Below are 15,569 nucleotides of genomic sequence, written 5' to 3'. Positions count from 1 at the left end.
GACACGACGTTACGTTTTTCCTCGCCCCGTACTGACAGCCCTGGAAGCGTTTCTTGAATGGTTTACTCGACATGGGCCGATTTGAACCAGCTCTTCAGCGAACAACTGGCGAACGGGCTCGTGCTGCAATCGCCATTGGCCAACGCGGTGCGGAGCTTGTCGACATCGGCCTGCATCATGTAACGGATGCCGTCCTTGAAATGAGTGCTGTCACCAAAGCCGCCCTGGGTCATTTCGTTCAGGGCATCTTCCTTGCTCCAGCCTTGCAATACGACCCGGTACATGGCCGCGATCAGGCCCGTGCGGTCCGAACCATGTTTGCAGTGCATCAGCACCGGCCCCTTGGCTTCGGCGCTCTGGATCGCGCGAAGGGCCTTGAGTACATCCGCGTCATCCACATGGTTGGTGCGATAGGGCAGCTGTACTTGTGCGATTCCTGGCGTCGACAACCAGCTTGAATCCGACTCGGGCAGGAACGTGATAACCGTCCCGACCTTGAGTTTTTCCAGTAACGGCACAGCGCCTCTGTCGGGCAATGCACTGCGATAGAGCGTCGGGGACATTTGGAAGAGGTTGTATTGCACCTCGACCGATTGAGCCCACTCCGCAGGTCGGGGCAATGCACTGTCGTCGGCAAGGGCCCGCGTCAGGTTTAAAAGTGCGGCCAGCGACAGGCAAATCGCCAGGAGACAACGTGGAAGAGACATGCTCAGAGTGACCGTTAAGGAGGAATCGGAAAGATGACGCCCAGCTTCAGCCCCGAGCGGTCAAAGGCCTGTGACCCTTCTGTCAAAGAATTGTGAATCAGCCGATCGCTGTCGTTGTAAAACCGAGGTTTATTAGCCGAATCGATTCATCTTTATGCTTAGCCCGCTACCATTTGCTTCTCCATATTCCCGATGTGCCCTATTGCCCCCTTGCTGGCGATCTGCATCGGTGCCGAAACGAAAAATCGTCCCCGCAAACGCTTCGGTTACAAATGTCCGATTGAGGTGATTACAGAAGTGATGGGGATGCATCATGCTGCTCCTGCTTTAACTCAATAGCCGTGTTGCACTCAGCTTCTGCAACCGCCAAATAAAAAAGCGGCATGGGAACTCCAGGCCGCTTTTTTAGGTTCAGTGACAACCGACCACGCACTCATTATTTAACGACTGCATGCGTTCAATCTCGATTACGGTTTGACGATCTTCGAATAGGCACTCGCCAAGGCCAGCAGAACGGCCTTGTCTTGTGCGTCGACGTCACCATCACCGTCCACATCCGCATGGGCGGGACCCATGGTGAACGTCAGGCCGCCGTCGTTCGATACGGCCTCACGGGTGTGAGCGTCCAGCAGAGCATAAGTGACCGCTCGGTTTTCCGGATCGTAACCCTCTTCCTTTAGTGCAAACTGCATGGAAACCCGAACTTCCTTTGGGCTAACAATAGACGCTGGCAACCGTTGCAAAAAAATACCGCGCTGATTGTAATTCGACATTAATTAATTCCATTTAATAGTTGAACACGAGAACTTCGTGTGACAAGGATATTACTAATAGTTGTTATAACTGTGCCAGACGTTATATGTATCTCAGGGTGACGAACGACGCTTTAACCCATCGGTAGAAATACAAAGAACCAGGGGTTTTAGAATTAACAGGCGCTGAACGGCACTGGCCGAATTTGTCGAGGCCCTAGGCTGTATAAACATACAGCCAAAGGATTTTTTCGATGCCTACTCCCCTGCCACCGCGGCTGGATTTCGAAACCAAACTGATCGCCAAGACCAACGCCGCCGATGTGCTGGAAGAACAGCTGTCCAAGCGCGGCTATCAATGTGCGTCGATTAATCTGGGCTCCAATACGGACCCTTATCAACCGATCGAACGCGAACACAAAATCACCCGCAAAACCCTCGAAGTGCTGCTGCGCTATCGCCATCCCGTGACCATCATTACCAAGGGCTCGCTGATTCTTCGGGATCTGGATCTGCTGGTCGAACTCGCCGAGCAAAGGCTTGTGGCGGTGATGATCAGCCTCACCACCCTGGACGACGAGCTCAAGCGCATCCTCGAACCGCGCGCCGCTGCACCCAAGGCTCGGTTGCGGGCGATCCGAGTGATGCGTGAAGCAGGCATTGCGGTAGGCGTTCTGTGCTCGTCGATGATTCCGATGATCAATGACAGCGAACTCGAAAGCCTGCTCACCGAGGCTCATGCCGCGGGGGCGCAAAGTGCGGCCTACATGATGCTGCGCTTGCCATTGGAAGTCGCGCCGCTGTTCGAAGAATGGCTGGCGGCCCACTATCCTCAGCGTGCCGCTCATGTGTTGAGCCTGATTCGTCAGAGCCGTGGTCGCGAGCTCTACGACAGTCGCTTCGGTGCCAGGATGCGTGTCGAAGGACCGTTTGCCGACCTGCTGGCGCAACGCTTTGCCAAAACCATCAAGCGTCTGGGGCTCAATCGTCGGGAAGGTTTCAATCTGGACTGCGAAGCCTTCTGTCCGCCCGGTCGCCAGATGTCGTTGATTTGAGGGCAACTGGCCTATGATTGAGTAATGTGAAATGCACTTTGCCACTACGCCGGTCACATTTTCTGTGACCTGAAACATGCGGTCTAGAGCGTTTTATTCAGTTTGAGTTAAGTTTCAGCCGCTACCTTGTTCATCGAGTGACTGATGGGTCGAGATTCTCGGTCTGGATGTTTTTAAACAGCCACTGGCTTCACACCGGACAAAACGGGAAAATTCCCTGACTCCGCAAAAGAGGATGAATCATGAGTGACAAGGATAAACAGCCGTTGGCTGCGTCGACGTCAGCCCAACCGGAGGCGGAAACCGCCGATGCAGCGCTGCAGCATATCGTTGACGGCTTTTTGCATTTTCATCACGAAGTTTTTCCACAGCAGGAAGAACTCTTCAAAAAACTCGCCACCGCCCAGAGCCCCAGAGCGATGTTCATCGCCTGCGCCGATTCGCGCATCGTTCCTGAGCTGATCACCCAAAGCGCCCCAGGCGATCTGTTCGTCACCCGTAACGTCGGCAACGTTGTGCCGCCTTATGGGCAAATGAATGGCGGTGTTTCCACAGCCATCGAATACGCAGTGCTGGCCCTCGGCGTGCATCACATCATCATCTGCGGGCACTCCGACTGTGGCGCGATGCGCGCGGTGCTCAACCCGCAAAGCCTGGAAAAAATGCCGACGGTCAAAGCCTGGCTGCGTCATGCGGAAGTGGCAAAAACCATGGTCCAGGAAAACTGCCATTGCGCTGACGAAAACGAAAGCATGCACGTCCTCACCGAGGAGAATGTGATCGCTCAACTGCAACATTTGCGCACGCACCCGTCGGTAGCCTCGCGCATGGCCAATGGTCAGCTGTTTATCCATGGTTGGATCTACAACATCGAAACCAGCGAAATCAGAGCTTACGACGCGGACAAGGGGTGTTTCCTGCCGCTCGACGGCAGCCATCCGATTCCGGTGGCGACGCCCAAAGCGCGCTTCTAAATCCTCCTAAATCATTGTGTGGTTCTAGCAGAGGCTGCTGATCAGGCAGCCTGGCTTCGCCACGCCTGAAGAAAACTTCGGGAGAGTCACCATGCGTGCTGCTCAACTTAAAGCTGTTCTTCCACGGGAGCTGCTGGCGTCCGTGGTTGTGTTTCTCGTCGCCCTGCCTTTGTGCATGGGCATCGCCATTGCCTCGGGGCTGCCGCCGTCCAAGGGGTTGATCACCGGGATCATCGGGGGCTTGGTGGTGGGCTGGATTGCCGGTTCACCACTGCAAGTCAGCGGCCCGGCGGCCGGTTTGGCTGTTCTGGTGTTCGAACTGGTGCGCCAACATGGTATCGCCATGCTCGGGCCAATCCTGCTGCTGGCCGGTTTTCTGCAACTGGTGGCCGGGCGATTGAAACTCGGCTGTTGGTTCCGGGTGACGGCGCCGGCGGTGGTCTACGGCATGCTCGCCGGGATTGGCGTGCTGATCGTGTTGTCACAGGTGCATGTGATGCTCGACTCGGTGCCCAAGCCTTCGGGGCTGGATAATCTGACAGCCTTCCCGGCTGCCGTCGTGCAGGCCGTGCCCTCCTTCGGTTGGCAAGCCGGGTTGCTCGGACTGTCGACGATTGCGGTGATGTGGCTGTGGGAAAAATTCCGCCCCCATTCCCTGCGCTTCATTCCCGGCGCACTACTGGGTGTAGGCCTGGCGACCGTCGCCAGCCTGGTGCTCGCCTTGCAGGTCAAACGAGTGGAAGTCCCGGCCAACCTGGCGCAAGCCATCGACTGGCTGAAACCCGCAGATTTACTAAACCTGGCTGACCCGACGCTGCTAATTGCCGCATTTGCCGTGGCGTTTATCGCCAGCGCCGAAACCCTGCTCTCGGCCGCCGCGGTGGACCGCATGCACAGCGGCCAGCGCTCAGACTTCGACCGGGAATTGTCGGCGCAAGGCGTCGGCAACATGCTTTGCGGTTTACTCGGCGCGCTGCCAATGACCGGCGTGATTGTGCGCAGTTCGGCCAACGTCCAGGCCGGCGCCACCACGCGACTGTCGGCAATTCTCCATGGCCTGTGGTTACTGGCTTTCGTGTTGCTGCTGTCCAGCGTGCTGCAAAGCATTCCGGTGGCGAGCCTGGCGGGCGTTCTCGTTTATACCGGTTTCAAACTGGTCGACCTCAAGGCCTTTCGCGGTCTGGGCCGCTATGGGCGGATGCCGATGTTCACTTACGCGGCAACAGCCCTGGCGATCATCTTTACCGACCTGCTGACCGGCGTGCTGATCGGCTTTGGCCTGACCCTGGCCAAACTGGCCTGGAAGGCCTCGCGGCTGAAAATCAGCCTGATCGATCTGCCCAAGGACGGCGAAATGGAATTGCGATTGATAGGTGCAGCAACCTTCCTCAAAGTGCCGGCGCTGACCCAAGTGCTGGGAACCATTCCGGCAGGCACGACGGTGCATGTGCCGCTCAATAACCTGAGCTACATCGATCACTCGTGTCTGGAATTGCTGGAGGAATGGGGCCGGGCCAATGCGGCCAAGGGATCAAAACTGTTGATTGAAGCGCGGGGGTTGAAGCGCAGGCTGGAAGGGCGATTGCGGACCACGACGGGCGTCGGTTCCGCTACCTCTTAAAAAAATCGCAGCCAACAGGCTGCGATTTTTTATGGGCAACAAATCAAGCCGCTGGCTGATCCAGCTTAAGGCCTACGCCCAGTTGGCGCGACAGGCACGGCCAGCGCTTCCACGCAGCGCCGGTGTCCGGGCTGTTGAGTTTCTCGCGGTAGGCTTCCACGGATTCCAGCGCGAAACTGTCTTCATTGAGCATCTCGTCCACGGCGTGATGCACCGCCTCATCCAGTTGATTGGCAAACTCCTCGCCGATCAGTTGGTGGGCAATCAGGTTGGCAACCGTCATGTCCAAGGGGATCAGTGGCTGGCCAAAATGCTTGATGTACAGGTCGTTGACCTCTTCAACCAACCGATGCGCCAGATAGGCTTCGTCCAGCAGACTGTCCAGACCGACATGACCGGCCATGATCGCCGGCGGCTGGAGAAAGAACTGCTCGGCGATTTTCAGCACCGGTTTGATCTGTGATTCGATACCCGCTTCCCTGGCGACTTCATTGGCTGCGTCCAGCAGGTCTGGTACTTGCTCTATATACGCGGCCACAAAACGCGTCATCACGCCGTTGGCGTCGACATCCGGCAATTGGATGGCGGAGTGAAGGTGTGGCAGTTGGGTTTCCAGCTGACGAGTCAGCAAGCCGGTTTCGGCTTCGTGTTGTTGGGCTTTTTGGATCTGCTCGCGCAATGCGGCGGTGTTCATGAAAACTCCAGGAAACAAAGGCAATGAAATAGGGAAGACATAACTTAGCTGGCATACGAAAAATGCTAAGACGCATTTGTCATAATTATTTCATCCTTGAGACATCAAAGTTATATCGGTTTGCCACCACTCGTCTGCATCCTTCTCCATTCGTGCCTTGGAACGCAAGTCCCAGCTGTTTCAGATGATTTACGCCCTCACATTGCGAGGTGGCAGTCGCTGTCTATACTCGGGTTGGAATGGAGTTAGCTGATGACGCCCGACTGCACACGCAGCAAGGCTCGGCGATTCAAGTTCGTAGTCTGAAAAAGCCGCTCCCTTGCCGCAGGTGAAAGCCGGCGGGATAACAAGAACGATAAGGGGAACCCGCAATGATGCGACATCCACATGTCTGGATGGGCCTCCTGTTGTGGTCGATTTTCAGTCAGGCACAAGCGGCCTGGACTGTGAATATGACGCCTGGAGCGACTGAAATCAGTCACGCAGTATTTGACCTGCACATGACCATTTTCTGGATCTGTGTAGTGATCGGCATCATCGTCTTCGGCGCCATGTTCTGGTCGATGATTCTCCACCGCCGCTCGACCGGGCAGGTGGCCGCAAAATTTCACGAAAGCACCACCGTTGAAATCCTCTGGACCATCGTGCCCTTCCTGATCCTGGTGGCCATGGCGGTTCCCGCGACCGCAACCCTGATCAAGATGTACGACGCCAGTGAGCCGGATATTGATATCCAGGTCACCGGCTATCAGTGGAAGTGGCACTACAAATACCTGGGCCAGGACGTTGAGTTCTTCAGCAACCTGACCACGCCCGCCGATCAGATCCACAACAAGGAAGCCAAGAGCGAGCATTACTTGCTTGAGGTCGATAAGCCTTTGGTGCTGCCGATCGGCGCCAAGGTGCGCTTCCTGGTGACTTCCGCCGACGTCATCCACTCCTGGTGGGTGCCAGCCTTTGCGGTCAAACGCGATGCGATTCCGGGGTTCGTCAACGAAGCCTGGACCCGCGTCGACAAGCCCGGCATTTACCGCGGTCAATGCGCCGAATTGTGCGGCAAGGATCACGGTTTCATGCCGATCGTGGTCGAGGTCAAGGAAAAGGCCGATTACGAAAAATGGCTGGGCGAGCGCAAGGCTGAGGCTCTGCAGCTTAAAGAGCTGACCAGTAAGGAATGGACCCTCGAAGAGCTTAAAGAGCGCGGCGACAAGGTCTATCACACCACCTGCGTCGCCTGTCACCAGGCCGAAGGTCAGGGCCTGCCGCCGATGTTCCCGGCGCTCAAGGGCTCGAAAATCGCTACCGGACCGATCAAGGATCACTTGGGCATTGTCTTCCACGGCAAGCCCGGCACCGCCATGGCAGCGTTCGGCAAGCAGCTCTCGGAAGTCGATATCGCAGCGGTCGTGACCTACGAACGCAACGCCTGGGGCAACAACAAGGGCGACATGCTCACCCCTAAAGAAGTGCTGGAGCTGAAACAGGCGGAAAGCCAATGACCCGCTCTATTGCGCACGTAAGGAACCCGTCGGGGCATCGCGCCCCGGCCTGCCCAGCCCATCTGTTTGCAGGAGACACGCCATGAGCGCCGTCATCGATGACCATGGTCATGCCGACCACGCCCACGGTCCGGCCAAAGGCCTGATGCGCTGGGTGCTGACCACCAACCACAAGGATATCGGCACGCTGTACCTGTGGTTCGCGTTCTCCATGTTCTTGCTCGGCGGCTCGTTCGCGATGGTGATTCGTGCCGAGTTGTTCCAGCCGGGACTGCAAATCGTCCAGCCGGAGTTCTTCAACCAGATGACCACCATGCACGGTCTGGTGATGGTCTTCGGTGCGGTGATGCCGGCATTCGTCGGTCTCGCCAACTGGATGATCCCGTTGATGATCGGCGCGCCGGACATGGCCCTGCCACGGATGAACAACTTCAGCTTCTGGCTATTGCCGGCGGCGTTCATCCTGCTGATATCGACCCTGTTTACCCCCGGTGGCGGACCCAACTTCGGCTGGACGTTCTACGCCCCGCTGTCGACAACCTACGCACCGGAAAGCGTGACCTTCTTCATCTTCGCCATCCACTTGATGGGGATCAGTTCGATCATGGGAGCGATCAACGTGATCGCCACCATCCTCAACTTGCGCGCCCCCGGCATGACGCTGATGAAAATGCCGCTGTTCGTCTGGACCTGGCTGATTACCGCGTTCCTGCTGATCGCGGTGATGCCGGTACTGGCCGGGTGCGTGACGATGATGCTGATGGACATCCACTTCGGCACCAGCTTCTTCAGTGCCGCCGGTGGCGGTGACCCGGTGTTGTTCCAGCACGTGTTCTGGTTCTTCGGTCACCCCGAGGTGTACATCATGATCCTGCCGGCCTTCGGCGCCGTCAGCTCGATCATTCCAGCCTTCTCCCGCAAGCCGCTGTTTGGCTACACCTCGATGGTCTATGCGACGGCGAGTATCGCGTTCCTGTCGTTCATCGTTTGGGCGCACCATATGTTCGTGGTCGGCATTCCGTTGGTGGGCGAGTTGTTCTTCATGTACGCCACGTTGCTGATCGCCGTACCCACCGGGGTCAAGGTGTTCAACTGGGCCAGCACCATGTGGCAAGGCTCGCTGACCTTCGAGACACCGATGCTGTTTGCGGTGGCGTTCGTGATCCTGTTTTCCATCGGCGGCTTCTCCGGGTTGATGCTGGCCATCGCCCCGGCTGACTTCCAGTACCAGGACACCTACTTTGTGGTCGCCCACTTCCACTACGTACTGGTACCGGGGGCCATCTTCGGGATCTTCGCCTCGGCCTACTACTGGATGCCGAAATGGACCGGCCACATGTACGACGAAACCCTCGGCAAGCTGCACTTCTGGCTCTCGTTCATCGGTATGAACATGGCGTTCTTTCCGATGCACTTCGTGGGGCTGGCGGGCATGCCGCGGCGAATTCCCGACTACAACCTGCAATTCGCCGACTTCAACATGGTGTCGTCGATCGGTGCGTTCATGTTCGGCGCCACCCAGATCTTCTTCCTGTTCATCGTGATCAAGACCATCCGTGGTGGCCCACCAGCACCGGCCAAACCGTGGGATGGGGCCGAAGGGCTGGAATGGAGTATTGCGTCGCCGGCTCCATATCACACCTTCACCACGCCGCCGGAAGTGAAATGAACGCTGTAGCCCTCGAGGCCCGCCACCATGGCTGATTCCATCTCATTGAAGAAGTTGGTCACGCGCCTGCTGCTGGTGGTGGTGACGATGTTTGTCTTCGGGTTTGCCCTGGTGCCGATCTACGACGTGATGTGCAAGGCGTTCGGCATCAACGGCAAGACCGGGGGGCAGTATGAAGGCGAACAAACGGTCGACACCTCACGGCAGGTTCGCGTGCAGTTTCTGTCGACCAACGCCGCCGACATGTCTTGGGATTTTTACCCTAAAAGTGACGAACTGACCGCTAACCCGGGAGCGGTGAACGAGATGATCTTCATCGCCCATAACCCGACCGATCGGCCGATGAGCGCCCAAGCGGTTCCGAGCATCGCACCCAGCGCCGCGGCGGCGTACTTCCACAAGACCGAATGTTTCTGCTTTACCCAGCAAGTGCTGCAGCCCGGTCAACGGATCGAGATGCCGGTACGTTTCATCGTTGACCGTGACATGCCCAAGGACGTGAAGCACCTGACGCTTTCCTACACGCTGTTCGATATCACCGCACGTCATCCGCCCGTGGCTGTTGCTGCAAACACCGGTGGCTAGGCGTTAAAGCGTGCCCGATAAGGAGAACAATAAATGGCAACTCATGAGCATTATTACGTTCCGGCCCAGAGCAAATGGCCGATCATTGCCACGGTCGGTATGTTCGTCACCGTGTTCGGCCTGGCCACCTGGTTTAACGACCTGAAGGCGGCGCGGCCGGAGTCCCACGGCCCGCTGATCTTTTTCGTCGGTGGCCTGCTGCTGGCCTACATGCTGTTCGGCTGGTTCGGTACGGTGATCAAGGAAAGCCGCCAGGGGTTGTACAGCGCACAGATGGATCGCTCGTTCCGCTGGGGCATGAGTTGGTTCATCTTCTCGGAGGTGATGTTCTTCATCGCGTTCTTCGGCGCGCTGTTTTATGTGAGAAACATTTCCGGTCCGGCGCTCGGAGGTGAAGGGGTCAAAGGCATCGCTCATATGCTTTGGCCGAATTTCCAGTTTGCGTGGCCATTGCTGCACACCCCTGACCCGAAACTCTTCCCGCCGCCCAAGGACGTCATCAGTCCCTGGGGCCTGCCGCTGCTCAATACCGTTCTGCTGGTGAGTTCCAGCGTCACCGTGACCATCGCTCACCACGCCTTGAAGAAAGGTCATCGCGGCGCGCTGAAAATCTGGCTGGCCATCACCGTGCTGCTGGGTTGCGCGTTCCTCGGCTTTCAGGCCGAAGAGTACATGCATGCCTACCGCGAACTGGGCCTGACGCTCGGTTCGGGCATCTACGGCGCGACCTTCTTCATGCTCACCGGCTTCCACGGCGCCCACGTGACCATCGGCACCATCATCTTGTTTGTGATGTTGATGCGGATCATGCGCGGGCACTTCGACGCCGAACACCAGTTCGCGTTTGAAGCGGCGAGTTGGTACTGGCACTTCGTGGACGTGGTGTGGATCGGGCTTTTCGTTTTCGTCTACGTGCTGTGAGGCTTACCACGGTACGTGCGACACCAACTGGCCGCTGAAAAAACCCCAGGCAATCAAGCCGACGGTAATGGCGGCCAGGGCAACACGAACACTCAAGGCAATGACGAGGCGGTTCGAGCGACTGTCGTCCTTGACCAAAAAAAACAGGCCGCTGAACAGGCTGACAACCGTGGCAATCAGCATCAGGACGATGGCTGCTTTGAGCATGGTGAAACTCCGGGGGAAAGGCGATGCACTTGAGTATAGCGATCGCGACTAGCGACTTTCTGGCGACGCCATGAAGCGTTTCCGGCCGGGCATCGTGCCGACTCTGGTGGTCGCGGTGTTGTTGCCCATGCTGGTGTCACTCGGGTTCTGGCAATTGAGCCGGGGCGCAGAGAAAAGCGCGCTGCTGCAAAGCTACGCCGAGCGCCGCGCAGCTGAACCGATGGCCAGCACCGAGCTGCAACACAGCGCAGATCCGGCCTTCCGCCGGGTACATCTGCACGGCCAGTTCGATGCCGCACACAGCCTGTTGCTGGATAACCGTCAGCGCAGCGGCAAGGTTGGTGTCGAACTGCTGCAACCGTTTCAGGATCAGGCGACCGGGCTCTGGTTGCTGGTCAATCGCGGCTGGCTGCCGTGGCCGGATCGGCGCACCCCACCGCAATTCACCACACCGACTCAGGCCTTGAGTCTCGTTGCCTGGGTCTACGTCTCCCCCGGTGCCACGTTCCAGTTGCACGCCGACCCGAACACCACGACCTGGCCACAACTGATCACCGCGGTCGAGCCAGTCAAGCTCTGGACGGCGCTGGATCGCGAAGGTTTTACCTACCCATTACGCGCAGAAAACAGCCCCGCGTCCTACCAGGCCGATTGGCCGGTGGTGGCCATGGGGCCGGAAAAACACCTGGCTTATGCCGTGCAGTGGTTCGCCATGTCGATCGCCCTGTTTGGCCTCTATCTCTATCTCGGCTGGCACAACGCAAAGGAGAAACACCATGGGAGCGGCCATGAATCCACCCAACATATCTGAGGCGAAAACGCCGGCGAGTCGGCGTAAAGGTCGCCTGCAGTTACTGCTGATCCTGCTTGGGGTGATCGGTCCGATGATCCTCGCCACCGGCATGTACAAATTGCAGTTCTGGGTACCGGAAGGTCGCAGCTATCACGGCGAACTGATCGGCAACGGCCAGACCCGCGCCGACCTCGGCGTACAGGCGCAGGAGGATCGGTGGCAGATACTGGTGACCGCGCCCAAGGATTGCTCGGTGGACTGCCAGCAACTGGTGTACCTGGCGCGGCAGATCCAGATCGGCCTCGGCCGTGATGCCGGGCGCGCCAGTCATGCCTTGGCGGCCGCACAACCGCTGAGCAGTGAATACGACGCCAAGCTGACGCGCGAATATCCTCAATTGCAGCGCTATCCCCTGGACCTCGCCACCTTCAGTACCTTCAACACAACCGCCGGCACCGGGGACAAGCCCGCACCACAGCTGTGGGTCATCGACCCTCACGGCAATCTGGTGCTGCGCTACGACCCGACGGTGAAGGGTAAGGACTTGCTCAACGACCTGCGTCATCTGCTGAAACTGTCGAACATCGGATAAGGGCATCGTCATGGCCAAACCTGGATTTCGCCTCGCGCTGTTTGCCACCTTACTGGCACTGATTGTGGTGTTGCTCGGTGCCTACACCCGCCTGACCCACGCCGGGCTCGGCTGCCCGGACTGGCCGGGTTGCTATGGCTTTATCAGCGTGCCGAAAGGCGAAGTTCAATTGGCCCATGCCGAACTGCATTTCCCCGACGCTCCCGTCGAAGCCCATAAGGGCTGGAACGAGATGGTTCACCGCTACTTCGCCGGCACGTTGGGGCTGCTGATCTCGGTGCTGGCGGGTCGCGCCTGGGTCCATCGTCGTCATCCGGGGCTGCCGGTGAAGTTGCCGTTGTTCCTGCTCGCCGTGGTGTTCACCCAGGCCGCGTTCGGCATGTGGACGGTGACGCTCAAGCTTTGGCCGCAAGTGGTCACCGGGCATTTACTCGGTGGTTTTGCGACGTTGAGCCTGCTGTTTTTGCTGACCTTGCGATTGTCCGGCGTGTTGCCGGCGCTGACCGTGCCACGGCGTTTGCAATACTGGGCGACCGCCGGGTTGCTGCTGGTAATCCTGCAAATTGCCTTGGGTGGATGGGTCAGTTCCAACTACGCGGCGGTGGCCTGTATCGACTTCCCGACCTGTCATGGGCAATGGCTACCGCCCGCGGACTTCGCCAACGGTTTTCACCTGTCCCAACACATCGGCCCCAATTACCTCGGCGGGCAACTGGACAGTGATGCCCGCACCGCGATTCATCTGACTCACCGCATCGGTGCACTATTAGTGACGCTGGTGCTGCTCGGGTTGGCGTGGCAACTGAAGGTGGTCGGCATGACACGCCTGGCCGGGCTGGTGCTGATTGCTCTCGCCGCACAAATCACCCTCGGCATCAGCAATGTGCTGTTTCACCTGCCACTGCCAGTGGCCGTCGCGCACAACGCGGGCGGCGCGGCACTCTTGCTGACGATGGTGCTGGTCAATTATCACGCGCGAACCAGCCTGGTTCGGGTCAAGCAGCAACCCCCTGCACGCTGGCGGTTCAGCCCGCGTAAACACTCAGCCGGGGCCATAACAATAAAAGGAGAGATGCCATGGCGACTCTGATCGGCGCACGTCACAGTCAGGCGATCTGGCGTGACTACCTGGAGCTGACCAAGCCGAAAGTGGTGGTGCTGATGCTCATCACCTCGCTGGTCGGCATGTTCCTCGCGACCCGTGCCGGGGTGCCGTGGACGGTGCTGGTGTTCGGCAATCTGGGGATCGCCTTGTGTGCCGGTGGTGCGGCAGCCGTTAATCATGTGGTGGACCGACGCATCGATGCGGTCATGGCCCGCACACACAAACGTCCCCTGGCCGAAGGCCGGGTGTCGCCGGCGGCGGCCCTGACGTTTGCCTTGGTATTGGCGGTGCTTGGGCAAGCCATACTGCTGGCCTTCACCAATCCACTGACGGCGTGGCTGACCCTGGCCTCGCTGCTCGGCTATGCGGTGGTCTACACCGGTTTCCTGAAGCGCGCGACGCCGCAAAACATCGTCATCGGAGGCCTGGCTGGAGCCGCCCCGCCACTGCTCGGCTGGACCGCCGCCACCGGCCATGTCAGCGCCGAACCCTTGCTGTTGGTGCTGATCATCTTCGCCTGGACCCCGCCGCACTTCTGGGCCCTGGCCATTCACCGCAAAGAGGAATACGCCAAGGCCGACATCCCGATGCTGCCGGTGACCCATGGCGAGCACTACACCAAAGTCCACATCCTGCTTTATACCTTCGCGCTGCTGGCCGTGAGCCTGATGCCGTACGTGATCCACATGAGCGGCGTGCTCTACCTGATTTGCGCGCTGGGACTTGGCGCGAGGTTTCTGCAATGGGCCGTGGTGCTGTACCGTGGCACTCGGCCGCACGCGGCGATCAACACGTTCAAGTACTCTATTTACTACTTGTTCCTGCTGTTTATCGCGCTGCTCGTAGACCACTACTTACTGTTGAACCTATGACTCGAACCCAGAAAACCGTCTTCATCCTCGTTGCCCTGATCGCGCTGGTCCTGGGCCTGACCATCAACAAAGTGCTGTCTGGCAAAGGCCAGGGCGACCCGACCGCTCTGATCGATGCCGGGATCATTCTGCTGCCACAAAGCCGCAACCTGCCGGCCGTGACAATGACCGACCAGGACGGCAAGCCAGTGGCGGTCAACGAGCTGAAAGACAAATGGTCGCTGCTGTTCTTCGGCTACACCTTTTGCCCGGACATCTGCCCGACCACCCTCGCCCAACTGCGTCAGATCAAGAGCGAGCTGCCGCCAGAGGCTGCGGATAAGTTGCAGATCATTCTGGTCAGCGTCGACCCGAATCGCGACACCCCCCAGCAGCTCAAGCAGTACCTGAGCTACTTCGATCCACAGTTCAAAGGGCTGACGGCTTCGTCGGTGGAAGACATCCAGAAACTGGCCAACGCGGTGAGTATTCCGTTCATTCCAGCGGACACCAGCAAGCCGAATTACACCGTTGACCACAGTGGCAACCTGGCGGTGATCGGGCCGGACGGGACGCAACGCGGGTTCATTCGGGCACCGTTGAACAACGTGAAATTGGTGACGCAGTTGCCAGTGATGCTGAACCGCAAATAATTCGACAGGCCCAAAAAAACCGCAGCTTATGGCTGCGGTTTTTTGTACCTGATCGTTCCCCGCTCGGCGTGGGAACGATCAGGTGTAGCGGGTTAAATCAGAACGCCGGCAATACCGCACCTTTGTACTTCTCGAGGATGAAGGCTTTCACTTGCGGGCTGTGAAGGGCAGCAATCAGCTTCCTCATCGCTTCGCTGTCCTTGTCGTCCGGACGGGCAACGAGGATGTTCACGTAAGGCGAGTCGTTGCCTTCGATAACGAGCGCGTCCTTGGACGGATCAAGCTTGGCTTCCAGCGCGTAGTTGGTGTTGATCAGTGCCAGGTCGACCTGGGTCAGCACGCGCGGGATGGTCGCCGCTTCCAGTTCACGGAATTTCAGGTCCTTGGGGTTCTCGGTGATGTCCTTCACAGTCGCCAGGATGTTGTTCGAATCCTTCAACTTGATCAGGCCAGCCTTCGCCAGCAGCAACAGCGCACGGCCGCCGTTGGTGGCGTCGTTCGGGATCACCACATTGGCGCCGCCTGGAAGCTCGGCCAGCGCTTTGTACTTGCTGGAGTAAGCGCCCAGCGGTTCCAGGTGCACACCGACCACGGCCACCAGATTGGTGCCCTTGGCCTTGTTGAATTCATCGAGGTACGGCTGGTGCTGGAAGAAATTGGCATCCAGACGCTTTTCGGCTACCTGCACGTTCGGCTGGATGTAGTCGGTGAAGACTTTGACCTTCAGGTCCACGCCTTCTTTGGCCAGGGCCGGTTTCACGAATTCGAGGATTTCTGCGTGCGGGACCGGGGTGGCCGCGACGGTCAGGGTTTCATCGGCCTGAGCAGAGAACGCTGCAACGGCTGCGAGCGCTACGAGTAGTTTTTTCATTCAGCTAACTCCTTGTGAGG

At 58.5% G+C, this 15,569-nt stretch carries 16 protein-coding genes and 1 pseudogene; 12 read left to right on the top strand and 5 right to left on the bottom strand.

Going from position 1 to position 15,569, the window contains the following annotated elements; all coding sequences use genetic code 11:
• Window positions 1–62 precede the first annotated feature (62 nt).
• Both ACXPVS_RS15635 and ACXPVS_RS15630 read right to left on the bottom strand, forming a co-directional pair.
• Window positions 63–707: a phosphatase domain-containing protein gene (locus ACXPVS_RS15635; RefSeq protein ID WP_458510736.1), complete on the bottom strand. Its 645-nt coding sequence runs from the start codon at window positions 705–707 to the stop codon at window positions 63–65.
• A 467-nt stretch (window positions 708–1,174) separates the two neighbouring features.
• The gene (locus tag ACXPVS_RS15630; protein WP_458510735.1) at window positions 1,175–1,480 is read right to left on the bottom strand and encodes a hypothetical protein; all 306 of its coding nucleotides are present in this window, start codon (window positions 1,478–1,480) and stop codon (window positions 1,175–1,177) included.
• Window positions 1,481–1,725: 245 nt separating this feature from the next.
• Here ACXPVS_RS15630 and ACXPVS_RS15625 point away from each other — a divergent pair.
• The 3 genes and pseudogenes from ACXPVS_RS15625 to ACXPVS_RS15615 form a co-directional block, all read left to right on the top strand.
• Window positions 1,726–2,514 (top strand): annotated as a pseudogene (locus ACXPVS_RS15625) (radical SAM protein); the annotation flags it as partial.
• A gap of 242 nt (window positions 2,515–2,756) precedes the next feature.
• Entirely contained in the window at window positions 2,757–3,488 is a 732-nt protein-coding gene (locus tag ACXPVS_RS15620) for a carbonic anhydrase (protein ID WP_458510734.1), read from the top strand.
• A gap of 91 nt (window positions 3,489–3,579) precedes the next feature.
• On the top strand, window positions 3,580–5,109 hold the full coding sequence (locus ACXPVS_RS15615) for a SulP family inorganic anion transporter (RefSeq protein ID WP_458510733.1): 1,530 nt from the start codon (window positions 3,580–3,582) through the stop codon (window positions 5,107–5,109).
• A 43-nt stretch (window positions 5,110–5,152) separates the two neighbouring features.
• Here the strand turns inward: ACXPVS_RS15615 and ACXPVS_RS15610 are convergent, their stop codons facing one another.
• Window positions 5,153–5,803, bottom strand: a complete 651-nt coding sequence (locus tag ACXPVS_RS15610) for a hypothetical protein (protein ID WP_458510732.1) — start codon at window positions 5,801–5,803, stop codon at window positions 5,153–5,155.
• A 371-nt stretch (window positions 5,804–6,174) separates the two neighbouring features.
• On the opposite strand from ACXPVS_RS15610, the gene coxB reads away from it, so the two are divergent.
• The 4 genes from coxB to ACXPVS_RS15590 all read left to right on the top strand — a co-directional run bounded on the left by coxB (window position 6,175) and on the right by ACXPVS_RS15590 (window position 10,477).
• Window positions 6,175–7,302 (top strand): cytochrome c oxidase subunit II, encoded by a 1,128-nt coding sequence (gene coxB, locus ACXPVS_RS15605; protein WP_458510731.1) that lies wholly within the window; start codon window positions 6,175–6,177, stop codon window positions 7,300–7,302.
• 82 nt (window positions 7,303–7,384) lie between these two features.
• Window positions 7,385–8,971, top strand: a complete 1,587-nt coding sequence (gene ctaD / locus ACXPVS_RS15600; protein WP_458510730.1) for a cytochrome c oxidase subunit I — start codon at window positions 7,385–7,387, stop codon at window positions 8,969–8,971.
• Window positions 8,972–8,998: 27 nt separating this feature from the next.
• The gene (locus ACXPVS_RS15595) at window positions 8,999–9,556 is read left to right on the top strand and encodes a cytochrome c oxidase assembly protein (protein WP_458510729.1); all 558 of its coding nucleotides are present in this window, start codon (window positions 8,999–9,001) and stop codon (window positions 9,554–9,556) included.
• A gap of 33 nt (window positions 9,557–9,589) precedes the next feature.
• Window positions 9,590–10,477: a cytochrome c oxidase subunit 3 gene (locus ACXPVS_RS15590; RefSeq protein ID WP_458510728.1), complete on the top strand. Its 888-nt coding sequence runs from the start codon at window positions 9,590–9,592 to the stop codon at window positions 10,475–10,477.
• A 3-nt stretch (window positions 10,478–10,480) separates the two neighbouring features.
• On the opposite strand, the gene ACXPVS_RS15585 is transcribed toward ACXPVS_RS15590, so the two are convergent.
• The gene (locus ACXPVS_RS15585; RefSeq protein ID WP_458510727.1) at window positions 10,481–10,684 is read right to left on the bottom strand and encodes a twin transmembrane helix small protein; all 204 of its coding nucleotides are present in this window, start codon (window positions 10,682–10,684) and stop codon (window positions 10,481–10,483) included.
• A 70-nt stretch (window positions 10,685–10,754) separates the two neighbouring features.
• Between ACXPVS_RS15585 and ACXPVS_RS15580 the strand changes: the two genes are divergently transcribed.
• The 5 genes from ACXPVS_RS15580 to ACXPVS_RS15560 are packed head-to-tail and all read left to right on the top strand — an operon-like array spanning window position 10,755 to window position 14,678.
• Window positions 10,755–11,495 carry an SURF1 family protein gene (locus ACXPVS_RS15580; protein WP_458510726.1) on the top strand — a complete coding sequence of 247 codons (741 nt, stop codon included), beginning with the start codon at window positions 10,755–10,757 and terminating at the stop codon, window positions 11,493–11,495.
• The gene (locus ACXPVS_RS15575) at window positions 11,461–12,069 is read left to right on the top strand and encodes a hypothetical protein (protein WP_458510725.1); all 609 of its coding nucleotides are present in this window, start codon (window positions 11,461–11,463) and stop codon (window positions 12,067–12,069) included. Before ACXPVS_RS15580 ends, ACXPVS_RS15575 begins: the two co-directional genes overlap by 35 nt.
• A gap of 10 nt (window positions 12,070–12,079) precedes the next feature.
• On the top strand, window positions 12,080–13,159 hold the full coding sequence (locus tag ACXPVS_RS15570) for a COX15/CtaA family protein (protein ID WP_458510724.1): 1,080 nt from the start codon (window positions 12,080–12,082) through the stop codon (window positions 13,157–13,159).
• Window positions 13,147–14,046, top strand: a complete 900-nt coding sequence (gene cyoE, locus ACXPVS_RS15565) for a heme o synthase (protein WP_008152463.1) — start codon at window positions 13,147–13,149, stop codon at window positions 14,044–14,046. The genes ACXPVS_RS15570 and cyoE overlap by 13 nt, the downstream gene beginning before the upstream one ends.
• The gene (locus ACXPVS_RS15560) at window positions 14,043–14,678 is read left to right on the top strand and encodes an SCO family protein (protein ID WP_458510723.1); all 636 of its coding nucleotides are present in this window, start codon (window positions 14,043–14,045) and stop codon (window positions 14,676–14,678) included. Before cyoE ends, ACXPVS_RS15560 begins: the two co-directional genes overlap by 4 nt.
• A gap of 97 nt (window positions 14,679–14,775) precedes the next feature.
• Here ACXPVS_RS15560 and ACXPVS_RS15555 read toward each other — a convergent pair whose 3' ends face one another.
• Window positions 14,776–15,549, bottom strand: a complete 774-nt coding sequence (locus ACXPVS_RS15555) for a MetQ/NlpA family ABC transporter substrate-binding protein (RefSeq protein ID WP_458510722.1) — start codon at window positions 15,547–15,549, stop codon at window positions 14,776–14,778.
• Window positions 15,550–15,569 lie beyond the last annotated feature (20 nt).

The sequence above is a fragment of the Pseudomonas sp. Ma2-10 genome (genome assembly GCF_054330215.1).
The sequence above is the reverse complement of the archived record's forward strand: the minus strand, read 5'-3'. Positions and strand labels throughout refer to the sequence as shown.